The following is a 26,341-nucleotide window of genomic DNA, read 5'->3' on the forward strand; positions in this document are numbered from 1 at the left end:
GCCTAGGGCGGGACGGTCTCTGCGCAGCGCCGGAGCCGGGGAAGCCTCAGCGGAACCGGTCGACGGTGACGGGGATCATCCCCTGCTGCCGCATCTGCGTCGTCAGGCCGCGCAGCAGCACGCCGACCGCCTCGTCGTGCTCCGTCACCAGGTCGCAGGTCACGTCCAGCGCCCAGCCGGCGCCCGCGGCGACCCGGCGCAGGTCCCAGCGGAAGACGTCGCCGGAGACCTGGCGGCGCACCGAGCCCAGGATGCGCGTCCCGGGATCCGCGAGGTCGCCGGTGACCGGCATCTGCCACGCCTCGCTGAGTGCCGCGAGGCCGTCGGGGGGCAACTCGTCGGTGAAGAGGATCCGGTAGACGCGCGTCTCGCGGAATCCCGGCGTGGCCTCGGGCCCGCTGAGCCGCAACGGCGGCGGCTGTGCGGGCGGGGTGCCGAAGCACGCCCGCAGCGCGGCCTCGCCCGGCAGGTCGGCACCGCAGAGGTCGCGATAGAGCGTCGCCGCCGCTGTCCGGCCGACGGGCGTCACCCGGGCCCGCAGCGCGGTGTCGACGCGTAGGCGTCGACTGGTGGCCGACGCGTCGCGCCACTGGCCCTCCGACCGGCTCCAGCCGCCGCTCACCAGCCCGGCAGCGGCGTGGTCCGCCGCGAGCAGGAACTCCTCGACCAGCAGCCCCTCCGGCGCGCCGGTGCCGTCGTGGACCACGTAGTAGTGCAGCGCAGGGGAGGGGTCGACCGCCTGCCGCGCAAGAGAAGCCCTCGTCACCCGTGAATTCTCCGACGGAATGACGCGCTGCCGCCCGTGGCTCGCGGGAGGCCCGGTGGCTGCCGCTCACTCCGCCGTGAAGCCTCCGCCCCTGATCGCTTGCGGATTGCCGAGACGACACGCCGAGCCGGCTCGCCGAAGACAGCAGACGATCATGACGGGCCGCCGCGCGGCGTCGGTCAGGAGCCCGAGGGCGCCGGCGATCCGGCCGGCCGCACCGGGTCGTGGGTGCCCCGGGGCACGCCCGGGCGGCAGCGCCGCAGTCGCTCGGCGGCCATCCGCCCGCCGACGGCGAGGCCGTGCCGCTCCACCGCCACCAGCCCGTACGCCCCGCAGGTGGGGGTGAACCGGCACTGCCCCGGCCAGTGCGGGGACAGCCACCGCCGGTAGCCCCGGATGGCCGCCACCCCGGCCCGGTCCAGCGCCGGGGCCCGGGTCGCCGCCGCCGTTGCCGCGCCCAGCGTCAGCAGCGTCGAGAACAGGCCCAGGTCGCAGCAGTCGCAGCAGCCCGCCGGGTTCTTCGACCGGTAGTGCTTGTTGAACTTGTCCTGCTGCCTGCGGTTCTCGCGGGCCGTCTCCCACAACCGTCGGATCATGTGGATCATCATGCGCGACCGTGTCGAGCCGGCCCGCGCCGGGCGGGGGAGAGGCGATGGCACGATGGCCCGATGCGGGACGCGGATCTGGTGGGGCTGTGGGACAGCGGTCCCTACGACCTCGGCGTGATGGAGTCGAGCTGGCTCTGCCTCCGCGACGACGGCACGGGCTGGAGCAGCTGGGCCAACGTCGGCGGCTCCTCGGCGAGCCGGCTCACCTGGGCCTGCCGGGGCGAGGGCGAGGTGGAGCTGCGCTACGTCTGGACGGTCTCCGGACGCTGGCACGGCACCGGCCTCCTGCCCGCCGTCGACGAGGTCGACGAGGAGGGCCCGGACGACGCCGTGGTGCGCACCCGCTACCGGGTCGCGCCGGACACCCCGCCGGTGGGGCCGGTGGTCACGGCGCTGGTTCTCGACGAGCCGGTCGAGTTCTGCCACCGCTTCGGGCTGGTCCGACGCGACCTCGCCGGCCTGACCGACCCGACGCGCCGGACGGCGTAACCGGCCGAACCGACCGCCGACCGGGCTGGCCACCGACCCACCGGCCCGGATCCGGGACCGGCGGTCAGACCGCCGGGGCGGGGCGCGGTCGCGACCGGCCCGCCCGCAGTGGGCCGACGAGCAGCGGGCCCACGGTCAGCGCCGCGCACAGCACCGCCATCACCAGCAGCGCCGGCTTCAGCCCCAGCAGGGCCACCGACCAGCCGCCGACCAGGCCCCCGATGGGCAGCCCGACGAACGCCAGCGAGCCGGCGATGCCCAGCACCCGGGTCTGCAACGCGTCCGGCACCCGCTCGTAGAGCGTCGCCCCGAGCAGTGGGTTGACCGCGGCGATGCCGAGCCCGGACAGGAACGTCACCACCAGCACCACCACGAGGTGGTCGGTGACCGCCATGGTCAGGAGCCGGGGCGCGCCGCTCATCGCCGCGCCGACGGCGAAGACGAGCGTGCGGGGCAGCCGGGGGCCGAGCGCGGTGAACAGCAGGTTGCCCAGCAGCGCCCCCGCCCCGAACACGCCCAGCACCAGACCGAAGCCGGCCGGGTCGCCGAGCACGTCGCGGATCCAGACCGGCAGCCACACGGTCGTGTTGGCGGCGGCCATCATGTTCAGCGCGGAGACCACCAGCAGCATGGCCAGCAGCACCCGGTCGGTGCGCAGGTAGGCGAAGCCGGTGCGCAGCGCCTGGAAGTAGGGCTCGCGGGGCGCGGCCGGCGCGTCGGCGGCCGGCGGTCGCACCAGCGCCCCGACCAGCAGCGCGCAGAGCGCGAAGGTGGCCGCGTCGACCCAGATGGCCCGGGTCACCCCGACCCAGTCGATGAGCAGGCCGCCGATCACCGCCCCGAACAGGGTGACGCCCCGGGCCAGCCCGTCGTAGGCGGAGGTGAGCCGGATCAGCTCCACCCCGGCGCGCTGCGCCGCCGGGCGGAACAGCACGTGCTTGACCCGGTCGCCGATGCCGCGCAGCCCGCCGGCGAACGCCACCAGCACGACCAGCGGCCAGAAGCCGAGCCACGGAGCGAGCGCGATCACGGCCACGGCCGCCGCGCTCGTGGCGTCCACCACCACCGAGGTACGCCGCACCCCGAACCGGTCGGCCCACGGCGTGGCGAGCGCGCTGGAGAGCATGTACGGCAGGAACTCCGCCGCCGCCACGATGCCCATCTTCGCGGGGCTGCCGGTGGTGGTGAGCACCAGCCACGGGATCGCGATGACCGAGATCCGGCTGCCCAGGTTGGAGATCAGGTCGGCGGCGACCAGCGTCACCAGCTCCCGCCGTGCGGCGGCCCGGTCGCGCGGCCCCGCCGCCGGCCCGCCCGTAGCGTCCGGTTTCGCCGCGCCCGGTGTCGCGTCCGGCTTCGCCGCCGGCCCACCCGTCGCGTCCGGCTTCGCCGCGTCCGGCTTCACCCCTTCCGGTACCGCATCCGGCTTCGCCCCGGCCTCCGGGGCGGCGTCGGTGCTCACGCCGGACTGCCGGTCGGGGCGGCGGGCCGGGAGGCGGCGTACCGCTCGCGCAGCGCCCGCTTGTCCACCTTGGCCGACCGGTTCAGCGGCAGCGCGTCGACGAACTCCACCGCGCCCGGCGCCCACGTCTCGCTCAGCTCGGCGGTGACCAGGTCGATCAGCTCCCGCCCGGTCACCGTCGCCCCGGGCGCGGGCACCACGTACGCGTACGGCAGCTCGCCGGCCACCTCGTCGGGCACCCCGATCACCGCGGCGGCGCGCACCTGCGGGTGACCGGCGAGGACGTCCTCGATGGGCCGGGAGTAGATCGGCCAGCTCCGTTGCCGGGTGAGGATGCGGTCCTGGAGCCGGTCGACGAGGTAGAGGTAGCCGTCGTCGTCCAGGTGGCCGATGTCGCGGGTGCGCACCCAGCCGTCGACGAGGGTCTCGGCGGTCAGTTCGGGCTGGCCGTGGTAGCCGGCGAAGCTGAGCTTCGTGCGCACCCACACCTCCCCGTCGACGCCGGCGGGCAGCACCGCGCCGTCGGCGTCGCGGATCTCCACGGCCACGTCCCCGTACGCCCTGCCGCAGGAGCGCAGCCGCTCCGGGTGCTCCGGGTCCTCGGTCAGCCCCGGCTGGGCGGTGATCACGACGGCCTCGCTGAGGCCGTACACGATGCGCAGGCACGGGCCGAAGCGCGCGATGGCCTGGCGCAGCCGGGCGGGCGCGGCGGGCCCGGCGCCCACGTTGAACATGAACATCGCGGAGAAGTCCGCGCCGTCGAGGGCCGGGTGGTCGAGCACCTCGTAGAGCATCGGCGGGGTGACGAACGTCGAGTTGATCCGCTCCCGCTCGACGGTGGCGACGAACGCCGCCGGGTCCCACTGCTGGCGCAGGAACAGCACGCCGCCGCTGAAGAGGTTGACCAGCGTGGTGATCTGCCCGCTGGCCAGCCACATGGGCGAGTGCGACAGGTGTCGCAGCAGCGGGACCGCGCCCGAGCGGAAGCCGGCCGACAACGCGAGGATCTGGTCGTAGAAGCTCTGCCGGTGGTGCACCAGCTTTGGGGTGCCGGTCGTGCCGCTGGTCTGCAGGAACGACTCGGGCTCCGGCACGTCGGCGGGCAGCTCGCCGGCCGGCTCGCGGCCGGCTGCGGTGAGGTCCGGGCCCGCGCCGCCCGGCCCGAGGCAGAGCACCGGCACGCCGTCGAGCCCGGCGGCGATCTCCGCGCCCAGCCCGTCGCCGGTGCGCGCGTCGTAGACGAACGCCTCCGGACGGGACAGCCGGACGAAGTCGTCGACCTCCCGGCGGGAGGTGACCGGGGCGACCCACATCGTGCGGCAGCCGAGCAGGTGCAGGGCGAGCTGGAGCAGCGGGCCCTCCACCGCGTTGCCGAGCATCACCAGCACGGCCGCGCCCGGCCGGACCCCGGCGCGGCCCAGCGCGCCGGCCATGCCGCGCACCTCGGCGGCCACGTCCACGTAGGTCAGTCGGCGTCCGCCGCCCACCAGCGCCTCCCGGTCGCCGAAGCCGTCGAACAGCTCCAGCGCCCCGTGCGCGTAGGTGGTCGGCCGGTCGGTCCCGTCAGTCATCGCCAGCCCCCATCAGGTTCCCGGCGGCGGTCGGCGGCGGCCCGGCGGGGCGCCTGCGACGACCGGCCGCGAGCGGCGTCCGGGCAGTCCACGGCCAGGACGCGGCAACGGTGGCGCGCTTCGGCGACCGCGCCGCCGCCGTCTTCCGAGACTAGGCCGACCGGCCCGCGCCGTTACAGGGCCGATCGGTGCCACGCTGCGGCTCGACGGCAATTGATCTTGTCGATCAGGTTGATTGACGCCTGTTGGGGGCGGCATTAGGTTTCTGGACCATCGTCCAGGCGGCTGTCGTCAGTGGACGACCCTGGACGGCCAGCATGGAGGTTCAATGTCGACCCCGAAGAGATGGCACGTCATAACCGCACCGAAGAAATGGCAGATGGTCGCCGCCGTCGCCACGGCCCTGGTCGTGGGGGCGCCGGCCGTGGTGGCCACCGCCGGCCCGGACAAGGCGCCGAGCCGGGACACCGGCGTGTGGGCGGGCACCTGGGCCGCCGCCGTGACCCGCGGCAACGACGTCGGGCTGACCAACAGCGGCCTGAACAACCACAGCATCCGCATGATCGTGCACACCAGCGTGGGCGGTCCCCGGCTGCGCGTACGACTGAGCAACATCTACGGCGAGCGGGCCGTGAAGGTCGGCCGGGCCACCGTCGCCCGGCCGGACACCTCCACCCCGACGGACCTGTCCGACGTGACGGCCTCCTCCGTGCGGGAGCTGACCTTCGACGGTTCCCCCACGACCACCATGAACCGGGGCGCCGAGCTGCTCAGCGACCCGGTCGACCTCCCGGTCGGTGACCAGGAGGACCTGGTCGTCACGCTCTACTTCCCGGTGTCGACCGGGCCGGTCACCTTCCACGGCCAGTCCCGGCAGACCACCTTCATCGGCGCCAACGACCTGACCGGGTCCGCCGCCGGCACCGGCTTCACGACCCGCCCCGACTGCTGCTGGATGTTCCTGTCCGGGGTGGACGTGGAGCGCAAGAAGAGCCCCGGGGCCGTGGTCGTCCTCGGCGACTCGATCGCCGACGGCAACGGCAGCACCGTCAACGCCAACAAGCGCTGGCCGGACCTGCTGGCCGACCGGCTGATCGACGCCCGCCCCGAGGTGCGCACCCCGGGCGTGCTGAACCTCAGCCTGGCCGGCAACCGCCTCAACCACGAGGGCACCGAGCCCGGCACGGCCGGCTTCCCCGGCTACTACGAGCTGGGCCCCAACGGCCTGGCCCGGCTCAACGAGGACGTCTTCCCGCAGACCGGCGTGCAGACCGTCGTCACCCACCTGGGCATCAACGACATCTGGATGTCGGGCGACTCCGCCGACAGCATCATCGCCTCGCTGCGGCAGATCAACAAGCAGGTCAAGGCCCGCGGCCTGACCAGCCTGGTGGCCACGCTGACCCCGTACGAGGGGCACGGCAAGCCGGGGGTGTGGACGCCGGAGAAGGAGGCCACCCGCCAGGCGGTCAACGCGTACCTGCGCGGCAGCAGCGAGTTCGACGGGGTCCTCGACTTCGACAAGGCGCTGCGCGACCCGGCCCAGCCGAGCCGTCTGCTCCCGGCGTACGACTCGGGTGACCACATCCACCCGAACGACCTGGGCAACCAGGCGATGGCCGACGCGGTGCCGCTGCGCCTGCTCGGTCTGTGACACCGGCGGGGCGGCGGGGTTCGTTCCCGCCGCCCCGTCACCATCTTTCCTGGGGAGGAACGCACCGTGGACGTCAAAGAGCTGCTCGCCGGCCTGTACAGCGAACAGGGCCGGCAGAACCCGTACCCCCTCTACGCGGCCCTGCACGAGCTGGGCCCCATCCGCGCGATCCCGGACCGCCCCGCGCAGAGCACCGTCAGCGCCGTGGCCGGCGGCTACGAGGTCGTCGACCAGGTGCTGCGCGACCCGGAGTGGTACAAGCAGTCCCCGCCGGGCTGGCAGGACGAGGAGATCCTGCGGACCTTCGAGTCCTCGATGATGTTCGTCAACCCGCCGGCCCACACCCGGATGCGGTCGGTGTTCGCGAAGACCTTCACCCCGCGCCGCCTCGGCGCCCTGGAGCCGGTGATCGAACGGGTCACCGACGGCCAGCTCGACCGGATGGCCGAGGCCGGCGCAGGCGGGGCCGAGGTCGACTTCGTGGCCGACTTCGCGTACCCGATCCCGGCGCTGGTGATGGCCGAGTTCATCGGCCTGCCCGAGGCGGACCTGGCCTGGTACCGGCAGCGGGTGGACTGGATCGACGAGTTCCTCGACGTCGACGGCAAGACCCCGGAGCGGCTGTCCCGGGCGAACACCGCCGCCGCCGAGCTGCGCGCCTACTACCGGGAGCTGATCGCCGACCGCCGCCGCACCCCGGGGGAGGACCTGATCAGCGGCCTGGTCGAGGCCCTGGACTCCGGCGAGGTGGACCTCACGGAGGAGGAGCTGATCAGCAACCTCATCGTGATGTTCAACGCCAGCTTCGTCACCACCGTCTACATGTTCAGCAACGGCCTGCCGCTGCTGCTGGCGCACCCCGAGGTGGTCGCCGCCCTGCCCGGCGACGACGCGCTGACCCGGGGCTGCGTCGACGAGGTGCTGCGGATGGAGGCCCCCGTGCATTTCCTGGCCCGGGCCGCGCCCCGCGACACCGTCCTGCACGGCGTGCCGGTGGCGAAGGACGAGAACGTGATGCTCCTGATCGCCGCCGCGAACCGGGACCCGGCCCGCTTCCCCGACCCGGACCGCTTCGACCCGCGCCGCTCCGGCCCGCCGTCGCTGGCCTTCGGCGTCGGCCTGCACTTCTGCCTCGGCGCGGCGGTGTCCCGCCTGGAGGGGCGGCTGGCGCTGCCCCGCCTCTTCGCCCGCTTCCCCGACCTGCGGGTGACGCAGCCGCACAGCTACAGCGGCAGCCTCTTCCTGCGCGGCGTCGACAAGCTCTTCGTCTCGACCGGATCGTAGGAGAACCACATGCCCCTGGACCCGCAGGTGGTGGCGTACCGGGCCGCCCGTGAGGCGGCCGGCGTCCCCCCGCTGTACACCCAGTCCCTCGCGCAGGCCCGCGCCGCCGACCTGGCGGCGATCCGCGCCGGCGGCGGCGACGTCGAGCCGGTGCGCGAGGTGCGCGACGCGACCGTGCCCGGCCCCGCCGGTGACCTGCCGGTACGCGTCTACCGGCCGGCCGGCGCGGGCCGGCTGCCGACCCTGGTCTACTTCTTCGGCGGCGGCTGGACGCTGGGCAGCGTCGACACCGCCGACGGGATCTGCCGCCGGCTGGCCAACGCCACCGGCTGCCAGGTGGTCACCGTCGGCTACCGGCTCGCCCCCGAGCACCCCTTCCCGGCGGCGGTGCACGACTGCGACGCCGCCGTGCGCTGGCTCGCCGGGCACGCCGACGAGTTCGGGGTGGACCCGGACCGGCTGGCCGTCGGCGGGGACAGCGCCGGGGGCAACCTCGCCGCCGCCGTCACCCTGCTGGCCCGCGAGCGCGGCGGGCCGGCGCTGGCCGCGCAACTGCTGGTGTACCCGAACACCGACCAGCGGGAGCGGGACGACCCGGCCGGCGAGCAGGACCCGCTGCTGTTCAACCGGCACTCGGTGGCCTGGTACCGGGGCCACTACCTGCCCGACCCGGCCGACGCCGCGGACCCCCTCGCCTCCCCGCTGCTCGCCGACGACCTGACCGGCCTGCCGCCCGCCCTGGTCGTCACCGCCGAGTACGACCCGCTGCGCGAGGAGGGCGAGCGGTACGCCGAGCGGCTGCGCGCCGCCGGGGTGCCCGTCGAACTGGCCCGCTACGACGGGATGATCCACGGCTTCTTCGCCATGCCCGGTGCGTTCGAGGCCGGTCGGCACGCGCAGGACCGGGCCGCCGCGTTCCTGCGCGACCGGCTCGGCTCCGCCCCGGCCGGGCCCGCCGAGGCGGGCGCGGGCGATGGCTGAGCCGACCCCTAGCCTCCCCGCGACGGCTGACCCCGCCCCGCCGCGCCCGGCCCCCGGCCCCTCGGCCGGGCCGGGCGCGGCGGGTCCCGTCCCGTTCGCGGCGAGCCTCGCCGACTTCGCCGCCCTGGCCCGCGACGTCCTGCCGCCCGACGTCTACGACTTCGTGGCCGGCGGCAGCGGCGCCGAGGCCGCGCTCGCGGCGAACCGCGCCGCCCTGGACCGCGTCGCCGTGCTGCCCAGGGCGCTGCGCGGCGTCGACCGGCCGCGCACCGACGCCCCGCTGCTGGGCCACCGGCACGCCCTGCCGGTGGCGGTCGCGCCGATGGCGTACCAGCGGCTCGTGCACCCCGACGGCGAGCCGGCGCTCGCGGCGGCGGCGGCAGCGGCCGGCGTGCCCTACGTGGCGAGCACCCTGAGCAGCGCCACGATCGAGGAGATCGCGGCGGCCGGCGGGCAGGTCTGGTTCCAGCTCTACTGGCTGCGCGACCGGAGCATGGTGCGCGACCTGGTGGACCGGGCGCACGCCGCCGGCTGCACCGGCCTCATGGTCACCGTCGACGTGCCGATCCTCGGCCCCCGCCTGCGCGACGTGCGCAACGGCTTCGCCCTGCCGCCGGAGGTGGCCGCGGCGAACCTGCCGGGCAGCCGCAGCGACCTCGCGCACGCCGGCACGCCCGGCACCTCCGCCGTCGCCCGGCACACCGCCGCCGCGTTCGCCTCCGCCCTCACCTGGGACGACATCGGCTGGCTGGCCGGGTACACCGACCTGCCGCTGGTGGTCAAGGGCGTCCTCGACCCCCGCGACGCGGTCCTGGCCGCCGACGCGGGCGCGGACGCGGTGGTGGTCTCCAACCACGGCGGGCGACAGCTCGACGCCGCCCCGGCCGGCGTCACCGTGCTGCCCGAGGTGCTGACCGCCGTGGGCGACCGGTGCGAGGTGCTGGTCGACGGGGGCGTCAGCAGCGGTGTCGACGTGCTGCGCGCCCTGGCGCTCGGCGCGGCCGGGGCGCTGGTGGGCCGCCCGCTGCTCTGGGCCCTGGCGGCGGGCGGGCGGGCCGGCGTCGACGCGGCGTTCGCGCTGCTCGCCGCCGAGCTGCGCGACGCGCTCACCCTCGCCGGCTGCGCCGACCCGGCCGAGGCCCGCGACCTGCGCACGATCACGGAGGGCTGAGAAGTGGACGGTGGACGACCGATGGACGCGGACCTGGACGTCGCGGACCTGCACCCGGCGGTGGGCGACCCGGCCCTGAACTCGATGAACTTCCTCAACGAGGTGGCCCAGCGCTACCCGGACGCGGTGTCGCTGGCCGCCGGCCGCCCGTACGAGGAGTTCTTCGACACCGCCGACCTGCACCGGCACCTGGAGACCTTCCGGGCGCACCTGGTCGACGACCTCGGGTACGGCCCGGAGCAGGTGCACCGCACCCTGTTCCAGTACGGCCGCACCAAGGGCGTCATCCACCACCTGGTCGCCCGCACCCTCGCCGTCGACGAGCAGGTCACGGTCGACCCGGAGTCGATCGTGGTGACGGTCGGCTGCCAGGAGGCGATGCTGCTGGTGCTGCGGGCGCTGCGCGCCGGCCCCCGGGACGTGCTGCTCGCCGTCGCCCCCACGTACGTGGGGCTGACCGGCGCGGCCCGGCTGGTGGACCTGCCGGTGCGCCCGGTGGCCGGCGGACCGGCCGGCGTCGACCTGGCGGACCTGCGCGCGCAGGTACGCCGCGCGCGGGCCGAGGGGCTGCGCCCCCGCGCCTGCTACGTGATGCCGGACTTCGCCAACCCGTCGGGGGCGAGCATCGGCCTGGCCGACCGGCGGCGGCTGCTGGCGCTGGCCGAGGAGGAGGACCTGCTGCTGATCGAGGACAACCCGTACGGGCTGTTCCACGCCGACGGCGGGCAGCGGGTGCCGACGCTCAAGGCCCTGGACACCGCCCGCCGGGTCGTCTACCTCGGCTCGTTCGCCAAGACCGTGCTGCCCGGGGCCCGGGTCGGCTACGTCGTCGCCGACCAGCGGGTGCGCGACGGCGACGGCACGGTGGGGCCGCTCGCCGACCAGCTTGCCAAGATCAAGAGCATGGTCACGGTGAACACCTCGGCGATCGCCCAGGCGGTCGTCGGCGGGGCGCTGCTCGCCCACGGGTGCAGCCTGGTCGCGGCGAACACCCGCCAGCGCGCCGCGTACGCCCGCAACATGGCGCACCTGGTCGCCGGCCTCGAACGCCGGTTCCCCGCGCCGTCGGCGGTGTCGTGGAACGTCCCGGCCGGCGGCTTCTTCGCGGTGCTGACCGTGCCGTTCCCCGTGGACGACGCGCTGCTGCGCCGCTCGGCCGAGGAGTACGGGGTGCTCTGGACCCCGATGGCGCACTTCTACGACGACACCGCGCCGGTGGCCGCCCTGCGGCTGTCGATCAGCGCGGTCACCTGCGAGCAGATCGACCTGGGCCTGGACCGGCTGGCCGCGCTGGTCGCCGACGAGCTGGCCCGCGCGGCGGCCCCGGTGTGACCCCGCAGTGTCGCCGACCCGCCACCCCCGGTACGCGCGCCCGGAGCGCATTGGCCATAATGGACCGCATGGTCGCATGGGAGTACGCGTTGTTGGTCCGCCGCTACCAGGGGCAGGGGCGTAACTTCCACGTCTCGTTCATCTGGTACGGCCCGGACGGCTCCCGCACCGACATCACCGCCTACGGCGACACCGCCATCGCCCATCTCAACCGGGCCGGCCGCGACGGCTGGGAGCTGGTGTCGGCCGCGGAGGACGTGAACAACGTCCAGGGCAGCACCGAGGTGCACCGCTACCACCTCAAGCGCCCGATCGCCTGACCGCCGAGGCCCCCGCTCCCACCGGGGGCGGGGGCCTCGCGGACGGGTCAGGCGAGGCTGACCGACGGGTACAGCGGGAACGCGGCCAGCAGCTCCGTGGCCTGGTGCCCGACCTTGTCGGCCAGCGCCGGGTCGAGGTTGTACTTGGCCTTCGACGGGGTGCCGTCGGCGTTCGACCCCGGGGTGGTCTGGGTGAGCACCGTGTGGATCAGCTCGGCGGTGGCGTCCATCTCGGCGGTGCCGAGGCCCCGCGTGGTCAGCGCCGGGGTGCCGATCCGGATGCCCGAGGTGTACCACGCGCCGTTCGGGTCCTGCGGGACGGCGTTGCGGTTGGTGACGATGCCCGAGTCGAGCAGCGCCGCCTCGGCCTGCCGGCCGGTCAGCCCGTAGCCGGAGACGTCGATGAGCACCAGGTGGTTGTCGGTGCCGCCGGTGACCAGCTTCGCGCCCCGGCGCAGCAGCCCCTCGGCCAATGCCTGGGCGTTGTCGACGATCCGGGACGCGTAGTCGGCGAAGTCGGGGCGGCGGGCCTCGGCCAGGGCGACCGCCTTGGCGGCCATCACGTGCGGCAGCGGCCCGCCCAGCACCATCGGGCAGCCCCGGTCCACCTGGTCGGCCAGCTCCGGGCCGCAGAGCACCATGCCGCCGCGCGGGCCGCGCAGCGACTTGTGCGTGGTGGTGGTGACGATGTGCGCGTGCGGCACCGGGTCGAAGTCGCCGGTGAAGACCTTGCCGGCGACGAGGCCCGCGAAGTGCGCCATGTCGACCATGAACGTCGCGCCGACCGAGTCGGCGATCTCCCGCATGATCCGGAAGTTGACCTTGCGCGGGTACGCGGAGTAGCCGGCGACCAGGATCAGCGGCTTGAACTCGCGGGCCGCCTCGGCCACCTTGTCGTAGTCGACCAGCCCGGTGGCCGGGTCGGTGCCGTAGCTGCGCTGGTCGAACATCTTGCCGGAGATGTTCGGCCGGAAGCCGTGGGTGAGGTGGCCGCCCGCGTCCAGGGACATGCCGAGCATCCGCTGGTTGCCCAGCTCCCGGCGCAGCGCGAACCAGTCCTGCTCGGTGAGGTCGTTGACGTGCCGGGCCTGGGCGCGCTTCAGCGCCGGGGACTCCACCCGGTCGGCCAGGATCGCCCAGAACGCCACCAGGTTCGCGTCGATGCCGGAGTGCGGCTGCACGTAGGCGTGCGCGGCCCCGAAGAGCTCCTTGGCGTGCTCGGCGGCCAAGGCCTCGACGGTGTCGACGTTCTGGCAGCCGGCGTAGAAGCGCCGGCCGACCGTGCCCTCGGCGTACTTGTCGCTGAACCAGTTGCCCATCGCCAGCAGGGTGGCGGGGGAGGCGTAGTTCTCGCTGGCGATCAGCTTGAGCGACTCGCGCTGGTCGACCAGCTCCGCGCCGATCGCGTCGGCGACCCGGGGCTCGACGGCGCGGATCACCTCGAGGGCGCTGCGGAAAGCGGTGGACTCGGCGTTCGGCGACGACATGCGACCTCCTGGTGACGTACGGAAGGCCCAGGCGCTCGGCAAACGTCCTGATGACGGGACCGCTTCCCGATGGTTCTCCATCCCCACGCGCCAGTCACGGCCCGCCCCGATCCTACCCGGTCGGCCCCCGCCGCCCCGGCGGACCTCCGCCCCGCAGGCGACCGACGCGGCCCGGCCCCGGACGACGGCGCGGAGCGGCCGGTGGCGGCGGGGGCGCGCTGCCATAGGATCGACGGATGGGCGAGGAGGACGGCGCGCTGCTCGCGATCAGTGACCTGCACGTCGGGTACGCGGAGAACCGGGCGGTCGTCGAGGGCCTGCGGCCCCGCTCGCCGGGCGACTGGCTGCTGGTCGCTGGCGACGTGGGGGACACCGTGGCCGACGTCGAGTGGGCGCTCGGCGTGCTCGCCGACCGCTTCGCCACGGTGGTGTGGGCGCCCGGCAACCACGAGCTGTGGACGCCGCCGTCCGACCCGGTCACCCTGCGCGGCGAGCAGCGCTACCGGCACCTCGTCGACGTCTGCCGCCGCCTGGGCGTGCTCACCCCGGAGGACCCGTACCCGGTATGGCGGGGCCCCGGCGGGCCCGCGCTGGTCGCGCCGCTGTTCCTGCTCTACGACTACGGGTGGCGGCCCGAGGGGCTCGACACCCGCGAGGCGGCGCTGGCCGAGGCGTACGCCACCGGGATCGTCTGCACCGACGAGTTCCTGCTGCACCCCGACCCGTACCCGAGCCGGCAGGCGTGGTGCGAGGCCCGGGTGGCCGAGACGGCCCGGCGGCTCGACGCCCGCGACCCGGCCCTGCCGACGGTGCTGGTGAGCCACTGGCCGCTGGTCCGCCACCCCACCCGCGTCCTGCGGTACCCGATCTTCGCCCAGTGGTGCGGCACCGACGCCACCGCCGACTGGCACGTGCGCCACGACGCGGTCGCGGCTGTCTACGGCCACCTGCACATCCCCCGCACGACCTGGCAGGACGGGGTGCGCTTCGAGGAGGTCTCGCTCGGCTACCCCCGCGAGTGGCGGCCCCGTGGCACCCCGCCCGGCCAACTCCGCCAGATCCTTCCGCCGCCGCCCGCCTGACCGACGCGCGCCGACCGCTCCACGCGCGCCGACCGCCCCGGGTCACCGTGTCGGCGACATGGGGCGGTCAGCGGCGGGGGAAAGGCGCGATGTCAGCGACATCGAGTCGCACAGAGGTCAGGCGGTCACCGCGTCGACTGCCTTCTTGATCGCCTTCGGGTCGGTGGGGCTGCGCGGGGCGTCGGGCCGCAGCGCGATCATCCGCTCGCCGATCTCCTGCAACTGCTTGCGGCCGAGCGCCTCCCGCACCTTCGGGAACCACTCCTGCTCCTCCTCCTCGACGTGGTGCTCCACGTTCTCGATCAGCACCGTCGTCTTGGCGTTGAAGTGCGCGTCCTCGGCGTCCATGGCGACCAGTTCGGCGCAGAGCAGGTCGGCGACGTGGTGCTCCTCGTACGACTCGAGGATGTCGTCCTCCAGATCCGGCAGCAGCTTGCGGACCTCCGGGTACATCACCTCGTTCTCCAGGTAGGTGTGCACCGTGAGGGCCTCCAGGATCTGCCCGACGATCTTCCGCCGCTCGCTCGCCGGCCCGTCCTCGGCCGCCTGGAAGGCCCGGAACAGGCGGCGCATCTCCTTGTGGTCCTCTTTGAGCAGGACAATGGCATCGGTGGACACCGGTGACCTCCTAGGTTCGGCTGATGATCGTCCGGTACCCGGGAGGTGAGCAGCGGAAACGACTGTCACCCGGACGGGTGGATCGCCCCCGCCTGGCGGAGCAGCCCGAGCAGGCCGTGACCGTCGTCGACCACGGCGTCCGGGGCGGACCCCGGGACCGGGGCCTCCCGCGCGGTGCGCGGCGAGCGCATCAGCACCGCCGTGCCCACCCCGGCGCGCCGGGCGCACACCACGTCCCGCTGCACGCTGTCGCCGACGAACCAGCAGTCGCCCACCGGCACGTCGACCGCCCGCGCGGCGCGGTGGATCAGCTCCGGGTTCGGCTTGCGCGGCCCGGCCTCGTCGCTGTAGAACTGCGCCGCGAAGAGCCCGTCGAGGCCCACCCCGCGCAGGAAGTCCCGGTGCGCGGCCCCGCAGAGCGTGTTGCTGACGATCGCCAGGGGCAGGCCCGCCCGCGCGGCGGCGGCCAGCACCTCGGGGATGCCGGGGCGCGTGGCCCACTGCGGGCGCCACGTCCAGAGGTACGCCAGCGGGGTGGCCTCCCGCTCGACGGCCTCCCGGGCCGCGGCGGGCCAGCCGCCGGTCAGGAATTCGGCCCACACCCGCGCGTGGGGCAGCTCCGTCGACCCCTCGCGGTTGCCCACGTCGTCGCGCCACCGCGCGTACGCCCCGGACGCTCCGGTCAGGTCCCGGGTGACCCGCTCGGCCGACAGCGCGCCGCCGGCCAGCTCGACCAGGCGGGCGACCAGCTCGGGCGGGGCGGGGGAGTGGGACGGCGCGTCGGCGAGGACGCCACCGAAGTCGAGCAGGAGCGCGCGGGGCGTGGGAGGCATCCCCGCATCCTGTCGCACCGGCGCGGGAAGGTGAAGGGCGAACCGCTGCTGCTGCACATGCCCCCACCATGATCAACCATCGTCTACACTCGACACTCCCCGCCGCGCACCCACTGGCGTGCCTTCCGCCGTCAGGCCCACGCCTAGCGGAACGGCGACGACGCGGTGCCGGTCCCGGGGTGGAACCCCAGAGAAGGAGTTTCCTTGAGCACTGCTCGTCGTTTCGTCCCCCTCGCCCTGGCCCTGGCCGTCGCCGTGGTCCCGTCGTTCGGCGCTGCCGCCGCCGCCCAGCCCGACGGCCAGGCCAACCACCAGCCCGAGCAGCGTCGCCTGCGCATCCTGATCACCAACGACGACGGCTGGATCGGGCCGGGCGGGTCGAGCACCCCGATGATCGTGGCGATGCGCAACGCCCTCGTCGCCGACGGCCACGACGTGACCGTCGTCGCCCCCGCGACGAACCAGAGCGGCACCGGGACGCTGATCACCCACCCGACGGTGAATCTCGCCAACCCCGAGCCCGGCGTGTGGACCGTGACCGGCACGCCCACCGACTCCCTGATCGTCGGCCTCGACGCCGTGTTCCACGGCAACGCGCCCGACCTCGTGGTCTCCGGCATCAACCCGGGCGGGAACTACAGCTCGATCGCCAACCACTCCGGCACGGTCGGCGCGGCCATCGCCGCCCTGGAGAACGACGTCCCGGCGATCGCCATCAGCGTCGACGGCAAGACCCCCGCCCAGTCCCTGGCGCTGAAGGACACGGTCGCCGCGTACACCAGCGACGTCGTGGCGGCGCTCGCCCGCAACGCCCGTGGCGGGGCCCTCCTGCCCGAGGGCCTCGGCCTGAACATCAACTACCCCGGTACCCCCACGGTCGACGGCACGAGCCTGACCCGCATGGACCGCAACAGCTACCTGCGCTTCGGCTTCACCAACACCACCGGGGCGCAGGGCCAGCCGGGGACGTACGCCCTGTCGTTCGGCGGGCCCACGGGCACGCCCGCGCCCGGCAGCGACTGGAGCGCGCTCCAGGCCGGCAAGGTCAGCATCACCCCGATCGACGCCGACCTCAGCGCGAACCCGCGCGGCGCGGGCCGGCTGAACTTCCTGGAGCGCGTCACCCCCTGACGCCCTGACGGAGCTGGGAGCCGGACGCCCGCGTCAGGCTCCCAGCTCCAGGACGTGCCGCAGCCCGGGACGCCCGTCGAGCGACACCTCGCCGACTGGCACGAACCCGGTGCGCCGCAGCACCCCGAGCGACCCGGCGTTCTCCAGTGCGGCCGACGCCACGAGCCGGCGCAGCCCGTACTCGTCGCGGGCCAGCGCGACGACCCCGCGCACGCCCTGCGTCGCCACGCCCCGCCCGGTCGCCCGCTCGGCCACCCGGAACCCCAGCTCCGCACCCGCGCCCGCGACGCCGACCAGGTTGAACCGCCCCAGCACGGCCCCGTCGGCGTCGACCAGGACGTGGAAGTGGTGCAGACCGGCGGCCTGCTCGGCGAGCAGCTCCGCGTGCCGCGCGGCGAACCCGGCGAAGTAGTCGTCGCCCCGGTCCGGCACGAACCGCGCGAAGTACGCCCGGTTCTCCCGCTCGAAGCGCAGCAGCGCGTCGGCGTGGCGCGCGTCGAGCCGCTCAAGTGGGGTCACCGTGGGAACCCTAGCAACGCTGTTCTTTTTCACTCCCTGGCAGAATGTCGTGACTCAGGGCAAGGGTCGGTCGATGATGCCGTGGGCGCGGGCAGCGGTCAGGTTGTGCGTCGATCCGGCAGCGCGGCGGAGGCCCAGACGAGCCGACCTGCGGCATCAGCGATGACCTGGACGTTCACGCTGTGGCGTTTGTGCTTGCCGGAGTAGTAGGGCCTTCGGTCGGCGACGCGGTCGGCCGGGATCAGGGTGCCGTCCAGGATCGCGTAAGCCAGGAGCCGGATGCGCCGCATGGCGGTTTCCAGGTCCTCGGCAGCGGTGCTGAGCAGGGTTGTTGCCTCTTGGACGTAGCGCCAGGCAGTGGCCACGCCGATCTCGAACCCAGCCGCGAGGCGCGTGTAGGTGTCGCCGTTGCGCAGGTGGGCCAGTGCGAGCAAGGCTTGGCGGCCAGGGTCCAGGCGACGCCATCGATACCCGCGCTGCTGGCGGTGGATGCGGATACGGTCGGCGAGGTCGTGCAGGGTCCGGCTGGACAACGGAATCGTGGCAGGGTTCGATAGCATGGCGATGCTCCCGGCCGGGGCTTCGGGTCTTGGTCGACAGATGTCCTACCTGGAGCCTCGCACCCACCGATCACCGTGCCCGCCACACCCACCCCGAGCTGCAAGATCAGCTTGGAGAAGGCTAATGTGCCCTCGGCATCGCACCGGAGGCGGAAATGGCAATGGACCGCGCCGCGGTGATCGGCCCGGCTTGGGTGACTTTCCTGCTACTGCTCGATTGCCTTGATAGCCCGTAGCGTGGCCGCCGGGAACGGGCGGCCATCAGACTCCCAGCGAATACCGGCATCGCCGGGCTGCGGCTGGCGATGGTCGGTCGACCCCAGGTAGATGCCCGTCGGGATGCCGTCCGGGTAAGCCGCGCAGACACGCCGACCGCGATAGTGCCGGCATGTGCCGCACTGGGCGGCTGGAATCGTCGTCATGAGCGAGCCTCTTCCAAGCTGATCTTACAGCTCAGGGCGGGTGTGGTAAGCCCGGAGGTCGATTCGATGCACTGACCAGCGCGGGCGTGATGACCTTCGCCGACAAGGGCTACCAGGGCGTCCGGGGCAGCGTGCGCACCCCGTTCACACGGTGCCGCTTCCGGCCGAGACTGTCGCGGCGGCAGAAGGCAGTCAATCGGGCCCAGCCAGAAGCCGCGCTCGCGGTGAACGCGCCATCGCCGCTCTCAAGACCTGGAAAATCCTGGCCACGCTGCGCTGCTGCCCGAGCCGCGCCGCCGCGATCGTGCAGGCCATCCTCGTCCTGCACCACGCCGAAGCCAACCGCTACGCACGATGAAATGGCTCAAGGGGTGCAGCGTCCCGAGTGGACCGTATTTACCGCCGGGCGGTGAAGCCAGCCCGCGCAAGGATGCGGCGGATCGCGTCCGACTGGGGCGCGATCAAGACCTGCGCAACTTCAGGGAAAGTGGGGCCTGGTGACCCGGAATGGCCCCACTTTCCCTGAAGTTGCCCGGATCTTGGGGCGGAGGTCGGCGTGGGGCCCCGGCCGGCCGCCGAGCGCAGCAGGCGGGCGGCGCTGGGAGGACGCACCGTGACCGCCGAGGTGGCGCGTGACGGCCCGGCACCGGCCGGGGTGGGGCACCTGGCCACGGCGGTCGGCCTGACGCCGGGAACGAGCGGGGCCCGGCGCGCACGCGCCGGGCCCCTGTCACGTTCGTGCCGTCAGGCGGTCACTTCACCACGTTGTACGCGTTGACCGTGCCCGCGCCGTAGAACCCGTTGTTGCTCTTCGGGCCGGAGCACTTCGCGTCGTACGCGTTCGGGCCGGCCGCGATCAGCGGCACCGGGTTGTACACGCCCGCCGGGCACGCCTGCGCCACGGAGGTGGCCTTCAGGTAGGACGTCAGCACCAGCGGCCCCATCCACGGGCGGGCCGACAGCGCCAGGGCGGCGACGCCGGTCGCGTGCGGCGACGACATCGAGGTGCCCTGCTTGTAGCCCCAGCCGTCGGTCCGGGTCACCGTGTTGAAGGTGGTGGACAGGATGCCGTCGGTGCTGGTCGACTGCTTGCCCTGGGTGCGGAACCGGGTGTCGCCGCCCGGGGCCGTCACCTCGACGACGCCCTTGCCGTACGACGAGTAGTAGCTCTTCTGCCCGTTCGGGCCGACCGCCGACACGGTCACCACGCCCGGCACCTCGGCCGGCAGGACGCGGCACTCGTTGCCCAGGTCGGGGCGGGTCTCCGGGTCGCCGTTGTTCGGGCTGCCGTCGTCGGTGATCTTGCCGGCGAGGTCCCAGTTCGAGTTGCCGGCGGAGGCGATGTTCAGCACGCCCCTGGTCTGGGAGTACCAGATCGCCCGGTGGATGGCCTTCCACGCCGGCCGCTGGCGCGGGTCGTTGACGCAGTTGAGCTGCCACGGGTCCACGAAGTAGCTGTTGTTGGTCAGCCGCATGCCCTTCTCGGCCGCCCACATGAAGCCGCAGACCGCGGCCTCCGGGTAGATCATGCCGTCGTCGTCGACGACCTTCACCGCGGCGACCTTGACGCCGGGGGCGACGCCGGTGACGCCCACGCCGTTGACGGCGGCGGCGATGGTGCCGGCCACGTGGGTGCCGTGGTCGGAGGTGGTCGGGTTCCAGGCCGCCTCGGTGGTGTCGGGGACACCGCCGACGCAGGAGGCGCTCTTGTCCTTGGCGATCTGGCTGGCCAGGTCGGGGTGGCTGCTGGAGATGCCGCTGTCCAGCACGCCGACGACCACGCTGGAGCGACCCGCGTTGACCGCGTGCGCCTTCGGCACGTCGATCATCGACATGTCCCACTGCTGGCCGTACATCGGCTCGGCGGTCGGGTCGGTGGTGGCCTTGACCACGTCGGCGGCCGAGACCTCGACGGTGTCGCCCTCCTCCAGGGCCGCGCCGAGCCCGGCGGTGGAGGCCGCGGCCTCGACGCCGGCGCCCTTGACGTCCGCGACGAAGTTGGGGTTGGCGGAGCGGGCGACGAGCACGCCGATCTGGTCGTAGCGGGCCACCACGGTGCCGTTGGCGGCGGCCACCCGGGCGGCGGCCCGGTCGGGCTTGCCGAGCAGCGGGGCGACGACCAGGTAGGTGGCCTCGGTGCCGGCGGCCACCGCCGGGGCCGGTCCGCCGGTGAGGGCGAGACCGACGCCGAGCGCCACGGTGGACGCGGCGGCCAGGGTCTTGCGACGGAGGTTGTTCACACAGACTCCCAGGGGGCTGTTCCAGCCGGTGCGAGCCCTGGGTGTGGGCGCACGCCGGCGAGAGGCGGACGGGACGACCGCCTCTGGGACACCAGCCTAGGAACCGGACGGCGCGTTACACACGGCCGTTCGGACAGACAACGCCTGTCAGACGGTGGCGAGAGTGTGCGGGATCTCGTCGAGCAGCTCGCGGGCGAGGAAGCCGATCCGGCCGTACCGGGGGACCAGCCGCTGCCCGCTGACCGCGTGCGCGAACGCCGCCCAGCACGCCGCCTGCGCCGGCTCCGCGCCCCGGGAGAGCAGCCCGGCCAGCAGCCCGGCCCGCACGTCGCCGCTGCCGGAGGTGCCCAGCCCGGCGTCGCCGCTCTCCTCCCGCCAGCACCGCCCGTCGGGGGCGGCGATGTGGCCGTAGAGGGAGACCACGGCCTCGTACCGCCCGGCCAGCTCGGCCGCCTCGGCGTCCAGGTCGTCGCCGGGGTCGCGGCCCAGCAGGTGCCGCGCCTCGGTGAGGTTGGGGGTGAGCACCACCGGCCGGCCCGAGCCCACCAGCAGGTCCGGGGCGTGGCTGAGCGCCCCGAGCGCGTACGCGTCGAGCACCAGCGCCGTTTCGGTCGGCGTGGCGTCGAGGACCACACGCAGCAGCTCCCCGGTGGAGTCGATGTCCTTGAGCCCGGGGCCGACCGCCACCACGTCCGCCCCCGCGACCAGCCCGTCCAGCAGGTCGCCGGGGCGGCCCGTGACGGCCCCCTGGTCGGTCTCGGGCAGGCCGACGACCAGTGCCTCGGGCACCTGGATGCTCAGCGCGGCGGCGGTGGACTCGGCGGCGGCCAGTTGCAGCACCCCCGCGCCGGCCCGCAGCGCGGCCACCCCGGCCAGCAGCACCGCGCCCGGGGTGAACCGGGAGCCGCCGACGACCAGCACCGTGCCCCGGGCCTCCTTGCCCCCGGTCGGCACGGGCAGCGCCCAGTCGCGCAGCAGCGCGGGGGTGATCACGTCAGACCGGCTCGGCATGGACCTCGTCCTCTCGGGTGGGGCGGGCGCCCTGCCGGTGCAGGTGGCCGATGTCGTTGAAGGTGTCGGGCGCGAGCCGCCCGTCGGCGTCGGCGGTCCAGCCGGTCACCGAGCAGTTGGCGATGACGTGCTCGCGGGTCAGTGCCATCAGCTCCGCCTCCGTCAGCCCCTCCACCAGGTAGCGGAGCAGGAACACCAGCGCGTCGTGGCCGAACAGCAGCACCCGCCGGCCGGCGTGGTCGCGGCGCAGGTCGCCGAGCAGGGCGCGCAGCCGCAGCGCCACGTCCGTCCACGACTCGCCGCCCGGCGGCCGGTAGTAGAACTTGCCGAGCCGGGCGCGGCGCTGCGCCTCGTCGGGGAAGCGCCGCTGGACGCCGTGCGCGGTGAGCCCGTCCAGGATGCCCAGCTCCCGGTCGCGCAGCCGCTCGTCCCGGCTCACCGGGATGCCGGTGCCGGCCAGGGCCAGCTCGGCGGTCCGCACCGCCCGCAGGTACGGCGACACCACCGCCACGTCCGGCCGCCGCCGCTGCGGCAGCCCGGCCAGCCAGCGCCCCGTGGCCAGGGCCTGCTCCTCGCCGGTGGGGGAGAGGGGCACGTCCGCGTCCCGATGGGTCAGCCCGATCAGCTCCGCGCCGGAGGCCTCCGCCTCGGTCGCGGAGACGTTGGCCGTGCTCTCGCCGTGCCGCACGATCCACAACGCCGCCAGTTCCGCCATGCGGCCCCCGTACCCGCCGCCCCGCCGCCGGTAACCTCCGCCGGTCGTCCGGCCGGCGCGGGCGACACCCCTGGCGGGGATTCGATCGATGATGTCCAATGGCAGGACGCGTCGTACCGTCGGAAGGACCTCGATGCCGCCTCCTCCGCGCACCTCCCGGCCGCGCGCCCTGGCCGCCTGCGCCCTGGCCGCGCTCCTGCTCGCCGCCGCCCCCGCGTCGCCGGTCGCCGCCGCGCCGGCCGGCGACGCGCCCGCCACCCCCGCCCACGTCCGGGGCGACCGGACCGTGCCGGTCTACTCCTATCCGGACGCCGTGCGGGAGAGCGTCTGGGTGGAGACCCCCACGGACTCCGACGGCGACGGCGCGCGGGACCGGGTCGCCGTCGACCTGGTCCGCCCCCGGGAGGCCGCCGCCGCCGGGGTGCGGGTGCCGGTGATCATGGACGCCTCGCCGTACTACCGCTGCTGCGGGCGCGGCAACGAGAGCGAGCGCAAGGAGTACGACGCCGACGGCGTGATCACCAAGGCCCCGCTCTTCTACGACAACTACTTCGTCCCGCGCGGGTACGCCTTCGCGGCGGTCGACCTGACCGGCACCGCCCGCTCCACCGGCTGCGAGGACGTCGGCGGCCCGGCCGAGGTGGCCGGCGCGAAGGCCGTCGTCGACTGGCTCAACGGCCGGGCGCGGGGCTTCACCGCCGACGGCCGCCGGGTCACCGCCGACTGGAGCACCGGCAAGGTCGGCATGATCGGCAAGTCCTGGGACGGCTCGGTCGCCAATGGCGTCGCCGCCACCGGGGTGCGCGGGCTGGAGACGATCGTGCCGATCTCCGCCATCTCGAGCTGGTACGACTACACGCGCTTCAACGGGGTGCTCCGCTCCGCCGACTACCCGGCGTACCTGCACAGCCTGGTCACCGGCCGCCCCGCGCCGGCATGCTCGGGCGCGCTGGCGCGGCTGCGCGCCGACAGCGCCGAGTCCACCGGGGACTACAACGGGTTCTGGGCCGAGCGGGACTACCTGCGCTCGGCCCGGCGGGTGCGGGCCAGCGTCCTCGTCGCGCACGGCGTCAACGACGTCAACGTCGGCACCTCGCAGTTCGCCCGCTGGTGGGAGGCGCTGGCCCAGCGGGGCGTGCCGCGCAAGCTCTGGCTCTACCAGGCCGGCCACGAGGACCCGTTCGACGTGCGCCGCGCCGAGTGGGTCGACACCCTGCACCGCTGGTTCGACCGGTGGCTCCAGGGCCTGCCCACCGGGATCATGGCCGAGCCCCGGGCCACCCTGGAGACCGCCCCCGGGGTGTGGACCACCGAGCGCGACTGGCCGACGCCGGGGGCCCGCCCCGTCCGGGTCGCCCTCGGCGCGGGCGACGGGGTGACCGGCACCCTCGGCGGCCGGGGCGCCCGGCCCGGCGCGGTGGCCGCCTACACCGACGCCTCGCTGACCGAGGACGCGCTGGTCACCGAGCCCACGGTCGACCGGGCGGGGCGGCTGGTCTTCCTCTCCGGCCCGCTGACCGCCCCGCTGCGGATCTCCGGCGCCCCGTCGGTGCGGCTGCGCGTGCGGGTGGACCGGCCGACCACCGAGCTGACCGCCCGGCTGGTCGACTACGGCGTCGCCGAGCGCATCCGGTACGACGTCTCCGAGGGCGTCCGGACCCTGGACACCGAGTCGTGCTGGGGGGAGTCGACCGCGGCCGACGACGCCTGCTACCGGGACACCGCCGAGATCACCGCCGTCACCGACCACGGGGTGCTGACCCGGGGCTGGCTCGACGCCGCGCACCACCGCTCGCTGCGCCTCACCACGCCGCTGCAGCCGCACCGGTGGTACGACGTCACGGTGCCGCTGTCCGCGTACGACGCGGTGGTGCCGGCCGGGCACGTGCTCGGCCTGGCGCTCGGGCAGAGCGACCCCGACTTCACCGAGACCGCCGACCGGGACGCCACCGTCCGGGTCGACCTGGGCCGCAGCGCGCTGGTCCTGCCGGCGGCCGGGCCGGTCGGGCTGCCCGCGCCCGCCGGCGCGCCCCGTGCCGACGCCGCGCCGGCCCCGGCCGCCGAGCGGTCGACGCCCCGCGACCGCCGGCAGGTCCCCGCCGGCGGCTGACCGACAGCTCGCGGGGCTCCCGACTGCGACCGGCGCGAGCGGGTCCGCCTGACCGGCGCGCACGGGGGCCGTGCGGCTGGCATCGAACCGGCACAATGAACCCGCGCCGCCGCCGTGGGCTGCGGCGGCGCGGGTGTCGTGCGACGCCGGCGAGCGGGCCGGCCGGGAGGGGTGGCCGATGACGACGGTGCTCAAGGGCCTGCGGGAGGCCCTCGTGTTGTTCCTCGTCGCGGTCGTGGCCGTCGCGGTGGTGGTGGGCGTCTGGACGGCGGTCGACGGCGGCGAGTTCGTCTTCCGCCTCGGCGTCGCCTTCGTCGTGGTGGGCACGCTGCTCGGCCTGACCGGCGACCTGACCCTCAGCCGCATCGGCATGCTCGGGGCGCGGGCGACGTTCGGGCTGGCCCCGGAGCGCGAGGACGCCGGCGGCGGCCGGGTCCTCACGGGGGTCGGGATCTTCCTCTTCGTGTCGCTGCCGCTGATGGCGCTCGGGGTGGCGCTGCTGTCCTGACCGTCCCCTTCGGACGGGTTGGTCGGCCGCTCGGCTACGCTGACCGCACATCAGCGTCAGGCGAGGAGTTTTTGTGTCAGGAACCGGTGATGTCGGCGCCCGCGACGGGGCTCGGGCCCCACGCATCGACACCACGGTGGCGCACAACGCCCGGGTGTGGAACTACTGGCTCGGCGGCAAGGACAACTTCGAGCCGGACCGCCGCGTCGGCGCGCACGTCCGCGCGATGTTCCCGGTCATCGAGGAGGTCGCCCGGGCCGACCGGCGCTTCCTCGCCCGCGCGGTGCGGCACCTGGCCGGGCGCGAGGGCGTGCGGCAGTTCCTCGACATCGGCACCGGCCTGCCCAGCGCCGACAACACCCACCAGGTCGCGCAGTCCGTCGCCCCCGACTCCCGGATCGTCTACGTCGACAACGACCCGATGGTGCTGGTGCACGCCCGGGCGCTGCTGACCAGCTCCCCCGAGGGGGCCACCGACTACATCGAGGCCGACGTCCACGATCCGGCCTCCGTCATGGCCGGCGCCGCCCGCACGCTGGACCTCGACCGGCCGGTGGCGGTGATGATGCTGGGCATCCTCAACTTCGTGCTCGACACCGACGAGGCCGTGGCGATAGTGCGCCGGCTGATGGACGCGATGCCGTCGGGGAGCTTCCTCGCCCTCACCCACCCCACCGTGGAGCTGGGCGGCGAGGCGAACGTGGCGGCCATGGAGTTCTGGAACGCCAACGCCGCCCCGCCGATCCGCACCCGCACCGGGGCGGAGATCGCCCGCTTCCTCGACGGCCTGGAGCTGCTCGACCCGGGCCTGGTGTCGTGCGCCTGCTGGCGGCCGGGCGACGGGGAGGAGCCCGGCCCCGTGCCGCAGTACGGCTGCGTGGCCCGCAAGCCCTGAACCCCGGCCCGGCGACGGCCGGGCGTCGCGGCGGCGGGGCCCCTCACTCCCACGGGCCGCTTACTCCCACGGGCTGCGCGCGCCGTCGAACTCCTCGAAGACCAGCCAGGTGCGGGTGGAGAGCACCCCGGCGATGCTCTGCACCCGCCCCAGCACCACGTCCCGCAGGGTGGCGTTGTCGGGGGCCCGGACCAGGGCCAGGACGTCGTGCTCGCCGCCGAGCAGGGCCGCGTGCTCGATGTGGCGCACCCGGGCCAGCTCCGCCGACACCTCCCGCCAGGTGTTCTGCTCGATGGTCAGCGCGATGTACGCCGAGGTGCCCAGCCCGGCCGGCTCCGCCGCGATCCGGGCCCGGAAGCCCGTGACCACGCCGTCGCGCAGCAGCCGCTCCACCCGGGCGTAGGCGTTGGTGCGGGAGACGTGGACCCGCTCGGCGAGGGAGCGGATGGAGATGCGGCCGTCGCGGACCAGCTCGTGCAGGATGCGCCGGTCGACCTCGTCCAGCGTCCCGGCCGAACGTCCCGCCCCGCCCGTCGCGCCGGCCCCCGGATTGATCTCCTGGCTCACGTACG

The 26,341-nt window shown here is 74.5% G+C and carries 24 protein-coding genes, 2 pseudogenes and 1 riboswitch; of the genes and pseudogenes, 13 read left to right on the forward strand and 13 right to left on the reverse strand.

All coding sequences use genetic code 11. The features are described from left to right. Window positions 1-46: 46 nt before the first annotated feature. Both LPU43_RS17225 and yidD read right to left on the reverse strand, forming a co-directional pair. Window positions 47-766, reverse strand: coding sequence for a hypothetical protein (locus tag LPU43_RS17225; RefSeq protein WP_229401472.1), 720 nt, complete (start codon window positions 764-766; stop codon window positions 47-49). Window positions 767-945: 179 nt separating this feature from the next. Next, a complete protein-coding gene (yidD, locus tag LPU43_RS17230) occupies window positions 946-1,362 on the reverse strand; it encodes a membrane protein insertion efficiency factor YidD (RefSeq protein WP_229401473.1) in 417 nt (138 codons plus the stop codon). A gap of 72 nt (window positions 1,363-1,434) precedes the next feature. Here yidD and LPU43_RS17235 point away from each other — a divergent pair, with 72 nt between their 5' ends. Next, window positions 1,435-1,863: a hypothetical protein gene (locus tag LPU43_RS17235; protein WP_229401474.1), complete on the forward strand. Its 429-nt coding sequence runs from the start codon at window positions 1,435-1,437 to the stop codon at window positions 1,861-1,863. A gap of 64 nt (window positions 1,864-1,927) precedes the next feature. Here the strand turns inward: LPU43_RS17235 and LPU43_RS17240 are convergent, their stop codons facing one another. Both LPU43_RS17240 and LPU43_RS17245 read right to left on the reverse strand, forming a co-directional pair. Further along, entirely contained in the window at window positions 1,928-3,130 is a 1,203-nt protein-coding gene (locus LPU43_RS17240; RefSeq protein ID WP_229401719.1) for an MFS transporter, read from the reverse strand. Window positions 3,131-3,321: 191 nt separating this feature from the next. Further along, window positions 3,322-4,896, reverse strand: a complete 1,575-nt coding sequence (locus LPU43_RS17245; RefSeq protein WP_229401475.1) for an AMP-binding protein — start codon at window positions 4,894-4,896, stop codon at window positions 3,322-3,324. Window positions 4,897-5,224: 328 nt separating this feature from the next. Here LPU43_RS17245 and LPU43_RS17250 point away from each other — a divergent pair, with 328 nt between their 5' ends. From LPU43_RS17250 to LPU43_RS17275, 6 genes are all read left to right on the forward strand, one after another. After that, window positions 5,225-6,550 carry an SGNH/GDSL hydrolase family protein gene (locus LPU43_RS17250; RefSeq protein ID WP_229401476.1) on the forward strand — a complete coding sequence of 442 codons (1,326 nt, stop codon included), beginning with the start codon at window positions 5,225-5,227 and terminating at the stop codon, window positions 6,548-6,550. A 66-nt stretch (window positions 6,551-6,616) separates the two neighbouring features. Beyond that, entirely contained in the window at window positions 6,617-7,834 is a 1,218-nt protein-coding gene (locus tag LPU43_RS17255; protein WP_229401477.1) for a cytochrome P450, read from the forward strand. A 9-nt stretch (window positions 7,835-7,843) separates the two neighbouring features. Further along, the gene (lipP1, locus tag LPU43_RS17260) at window positions 7,844-8,815 is read left to right on the forward strand and encodes a LipP1 family hormone-sensitive lipase (RefSeq protein ID WP_229401478.1); all 972 of its coding nucleotides are present in this window, start codon (window positions 7,844-7,846) and stop codon (window positions 8,813-8,815) included. Continuing rightward, the gene (locus tag LPU43_RS17265; RefSeq protein WP_229401479.1) at window positions 8,808-9,986 is read left to right on the forward strand and encodes an alpha-hydroxy acid oxidase; all 1,179 of its coding nucleotides are present in this window, start codon (window positions 8,808-8,810) and stop codon (window positions 9,984-9,986) included. Before lipP1 ends, LPU43_RS17265 begins: the two co-directional genes overlap by 8 nt. Window positions 9,987-10,007: 21 nt before the next feature. Continuing rightward, window positions 10,008-11,318 carry an aminotransferase-like domain-containing protein gene (locus LPU43_RS17270; RefSeq protein ID WP_229401480.1) on the forward strand — a complete coding sequence of 437 codons (1,311 nt, stop codon included), beginning with the start codon at window positions 10,008-10,010 and terminating at the stop codon, window positions 11,316-11,318. A gap of 59 nt (window positions 11,319-11,377) precedes the next feature. Then, window positions 11,378-11,638, forward strand: coding sequence for a hypothetical protein (locus tag LPU43_RS17275; RefSeq protein WP_229401481.1), 261 nt, complete (start codon window positions 11,378-11,380; stop codon window positions 11,636-11,638). 47 nt (window positions 11,639-11,685) lie between these two features. On the opposite strand, the gene LPU43_RS17280 is transcribed toward LPU43_RS17275, so the two are convergent. Beyond that, a complete protein-coding gene (locus LPU43_RS17280; RefSeq protein ID WP_229401482.1) occupies window positions 11,686-13,125 on the reverse strand; it encodes a glycine hydroxymethyltransferase in 1,440 nt (479 codons plus the stop codon). Between the two features lie 18 nt (window positions 13,126-13,143). Further along, window positions 13,144-13,233: riboswitch (ZMP/ZTP riboswitch) on the reverse strand. Window positions 13,234-13,361: 128 nt separating this feature from the next. Between LPU43_RS17280 and LPU43_RS17285 the strand changes: the two genes are divergently transcribed. Next, entirely contained in the window at window positions 13,362-14,207 is an 846-nt protein-coding gene (locus LPU43_RS17285) for a metallophosphoesterase family protein (protein WP_229401483.1), read from the forward strand. Between the two features lie 117 nt (window positions 14,208-14,324). On the opposite strand, the gene LPU43_RS17290 is transcribed toward LPU43_RS17285, so the two are convergent. Together LPU43_RS17290 and LPU43_RS17295 are read right to left on the reverse strand one after the other, a co-directional pair. Further along, window positions 14,325-14,825: a hemerythrin domain-containing protein gene (locus tag LPU43_RS17290; protein WP_229401484.1), complete on the reverse strand. Its 501-nt coding sequence runs from the start codon at window positions 14,823-14,825 to the stop codon at window positions 14,325-14,327. Between the two features lie 65 nt (window positions 14,826-14,890). Continuing rightward, window positions 14,891-15,658: an HAD family hydrolase gene (locus tag LPU43_RS17295; protein ID WP_229401485.1), complete on the reverse strand. Its 768-nt coding sequence runs from the start codon at window positions 15,656-15,658 to the stop codon at window positions 14,891-14,893. 204 nt (window positions 15,659-15,862) lie between these two features. Between LPU43_RS17295 and surE the strand changes: the two genes are divergently transcribed. Further along, window positions 15,863-16,789, forward strand: a complete 927-nt coding sequence (gene surE, locus LPU43_RS17300; protein WP_229401486.1) for a 5'/3'-nucleotidase SurE — start codon at window positions 15,863-15,865, stop codon at window positions 16,787-16,789. Between the two features lie 33 nt (window positions 16,790-16,822). Here surE and LPU43_RS17305 read toward each other — a convergent pair whose 3' ends face one another. Continuing rightward, complete coding sequence (locus tag LPU43_RS17305; protein WP_229401487.1) at window positions 16,823-17,308, reverse strand: GNAT family N-acetyltransferase; 486 nt, start codon at window positions 17,306-17,308, stop codon at window positions 16,823-16,825. Window positions 17,309-17,377: 69 nt separating this feature from the next. Further along, window positions 17,378-17,868 (reverse strand): annotated as a pseudogene (locus LPU43_RS17310) (transposase family protein); the annotation flags it as partial. 478 nt (window positions 17,869-18,346) lie between these two features. On the opposite strand from LPU43_RS17310, the pseudogene LPU43_RS17315 reads away from it, so the two are divergent. After that, window positions 18,347-18,648 (forward strand): annotated as a pseudogene (locus LPU43_RS17315) (transposase family protein); the annotation flags it as partial. Window positions 18,649-19,042: 394 nt separating this feature from the next. On the opposite strand, the gene LPU43_RS17320 reads toward LPU43_RS17315, so the two are convergent. The 3 genes from LPU43_RS17320 to LPU43_RS17330 form a co-directional block, all read right to left on the reverse strand. After that, a complete protein-coding gene (locus LPU43_RS17320) occupies window positions 19,043-20,530 on the reverse strand; it encodes a S8 family peptidase (RefSeq protein WP_229401488.1) in 1,488 nt (495 codons plus the stop codon). Between the two features lie 147 nt (window positions 20,531-20,677). Next, window positions 20,678-21,541, reverse strand: a complete 864-nt coding sequence (locus LPU43_RS17325) for an NAD(P)H-hydrate dehydratase (protein WP_229401489.1) — start codon at window positions 21,539-21,541, stop codon at window positions 20,678-20,680. Continuing rightward, entirely contained in the window at window positions 21,525-22,256 is a 732-nt protein-coding gene (locus LPU43_RS17330; protein ID WP_229401490.1) for a histidine phosphatase family protein, read from the reverse strand. The genes LPU43_RS17325 and LPU43_RS17330 overlap by 17 nt, the downstream gene beginning before the upstream one ends. A 133-nt stretch (window positions 22,257-22,389) precedes the next feature. Between LPU43_RS17330 and LPU43_RS17335 the strand changes: the two genes are divergently transcribed. The 3 genes from LPU43_RS17335 to LPU43_RS17345 all read left to right on the forward strand — a co-directional run bounded on the left by LPU43_RS17335 (window position 22,390) and on the right by LPU43_RS17345 (window position 25,769). After that, window positions 22,390-24,366, forward strand: coding sequence for a Xaa-Pro dipeptidyl-peptidase (locus LPU43_RS17335; RefSeq protein ID WP_229401491.1), 1,977 nt, complete (start codon window positions 22,390-22,392; stop codon window positions 24,364-24,366). A 178-nt stretch (window positions 24,367-24,544) separates the two neighbouring features. Then, window positions 24,545-24,874, forward strand: a complete 330-nt coding sequence (locus tag LPU43_RS17340) for a hypothetical protein (RefSeq protein ID WP_229401492.1) — start codon at window positions 24,545-24,547, stop codon at window positions 24,872-24,874. A 73-nt stretch (window positions 24,875-24,947) separates the two neighbouring features. After that, window positions 24,948-25,769, forward strand: coding sequence for an SAM-dependent methyltransferase (locus LPU43_RS17345; protein ID WP_229401493.1), 822 nt, complete (start codon window positions 24,948-24,950; stop codon window positions 25,767-25,769). 60 nt (window positions 25,770-25,829) lie between these two features. Here LPU43_RS17345 and LPU43_RS17350 read toward each other — a convergent pair whose 3' ends face one another. Then, window positions 25,830-26,336, reverse strand: a complete 507-nt coding sequence (locus LPU43_RS17350) for an Lrp/AsnC family transcriptional regulator (protein WP_373321737.1) — start codon at window positions 26,334-26,336, stop codon at window positions 25,830-25,832. Window positions 26,337-26,341: the final 5 nt, after the last annotated feature.

The organism is Micromonospora okii (genome assembly GCF_020884795.1).
GTDB classification, from domain to species: Bacteria; Actinomycetota; Actinomycetes; order Mycobacteriales; family Micromonosporaceae; genus Micromonospora; species Micromonospora okii.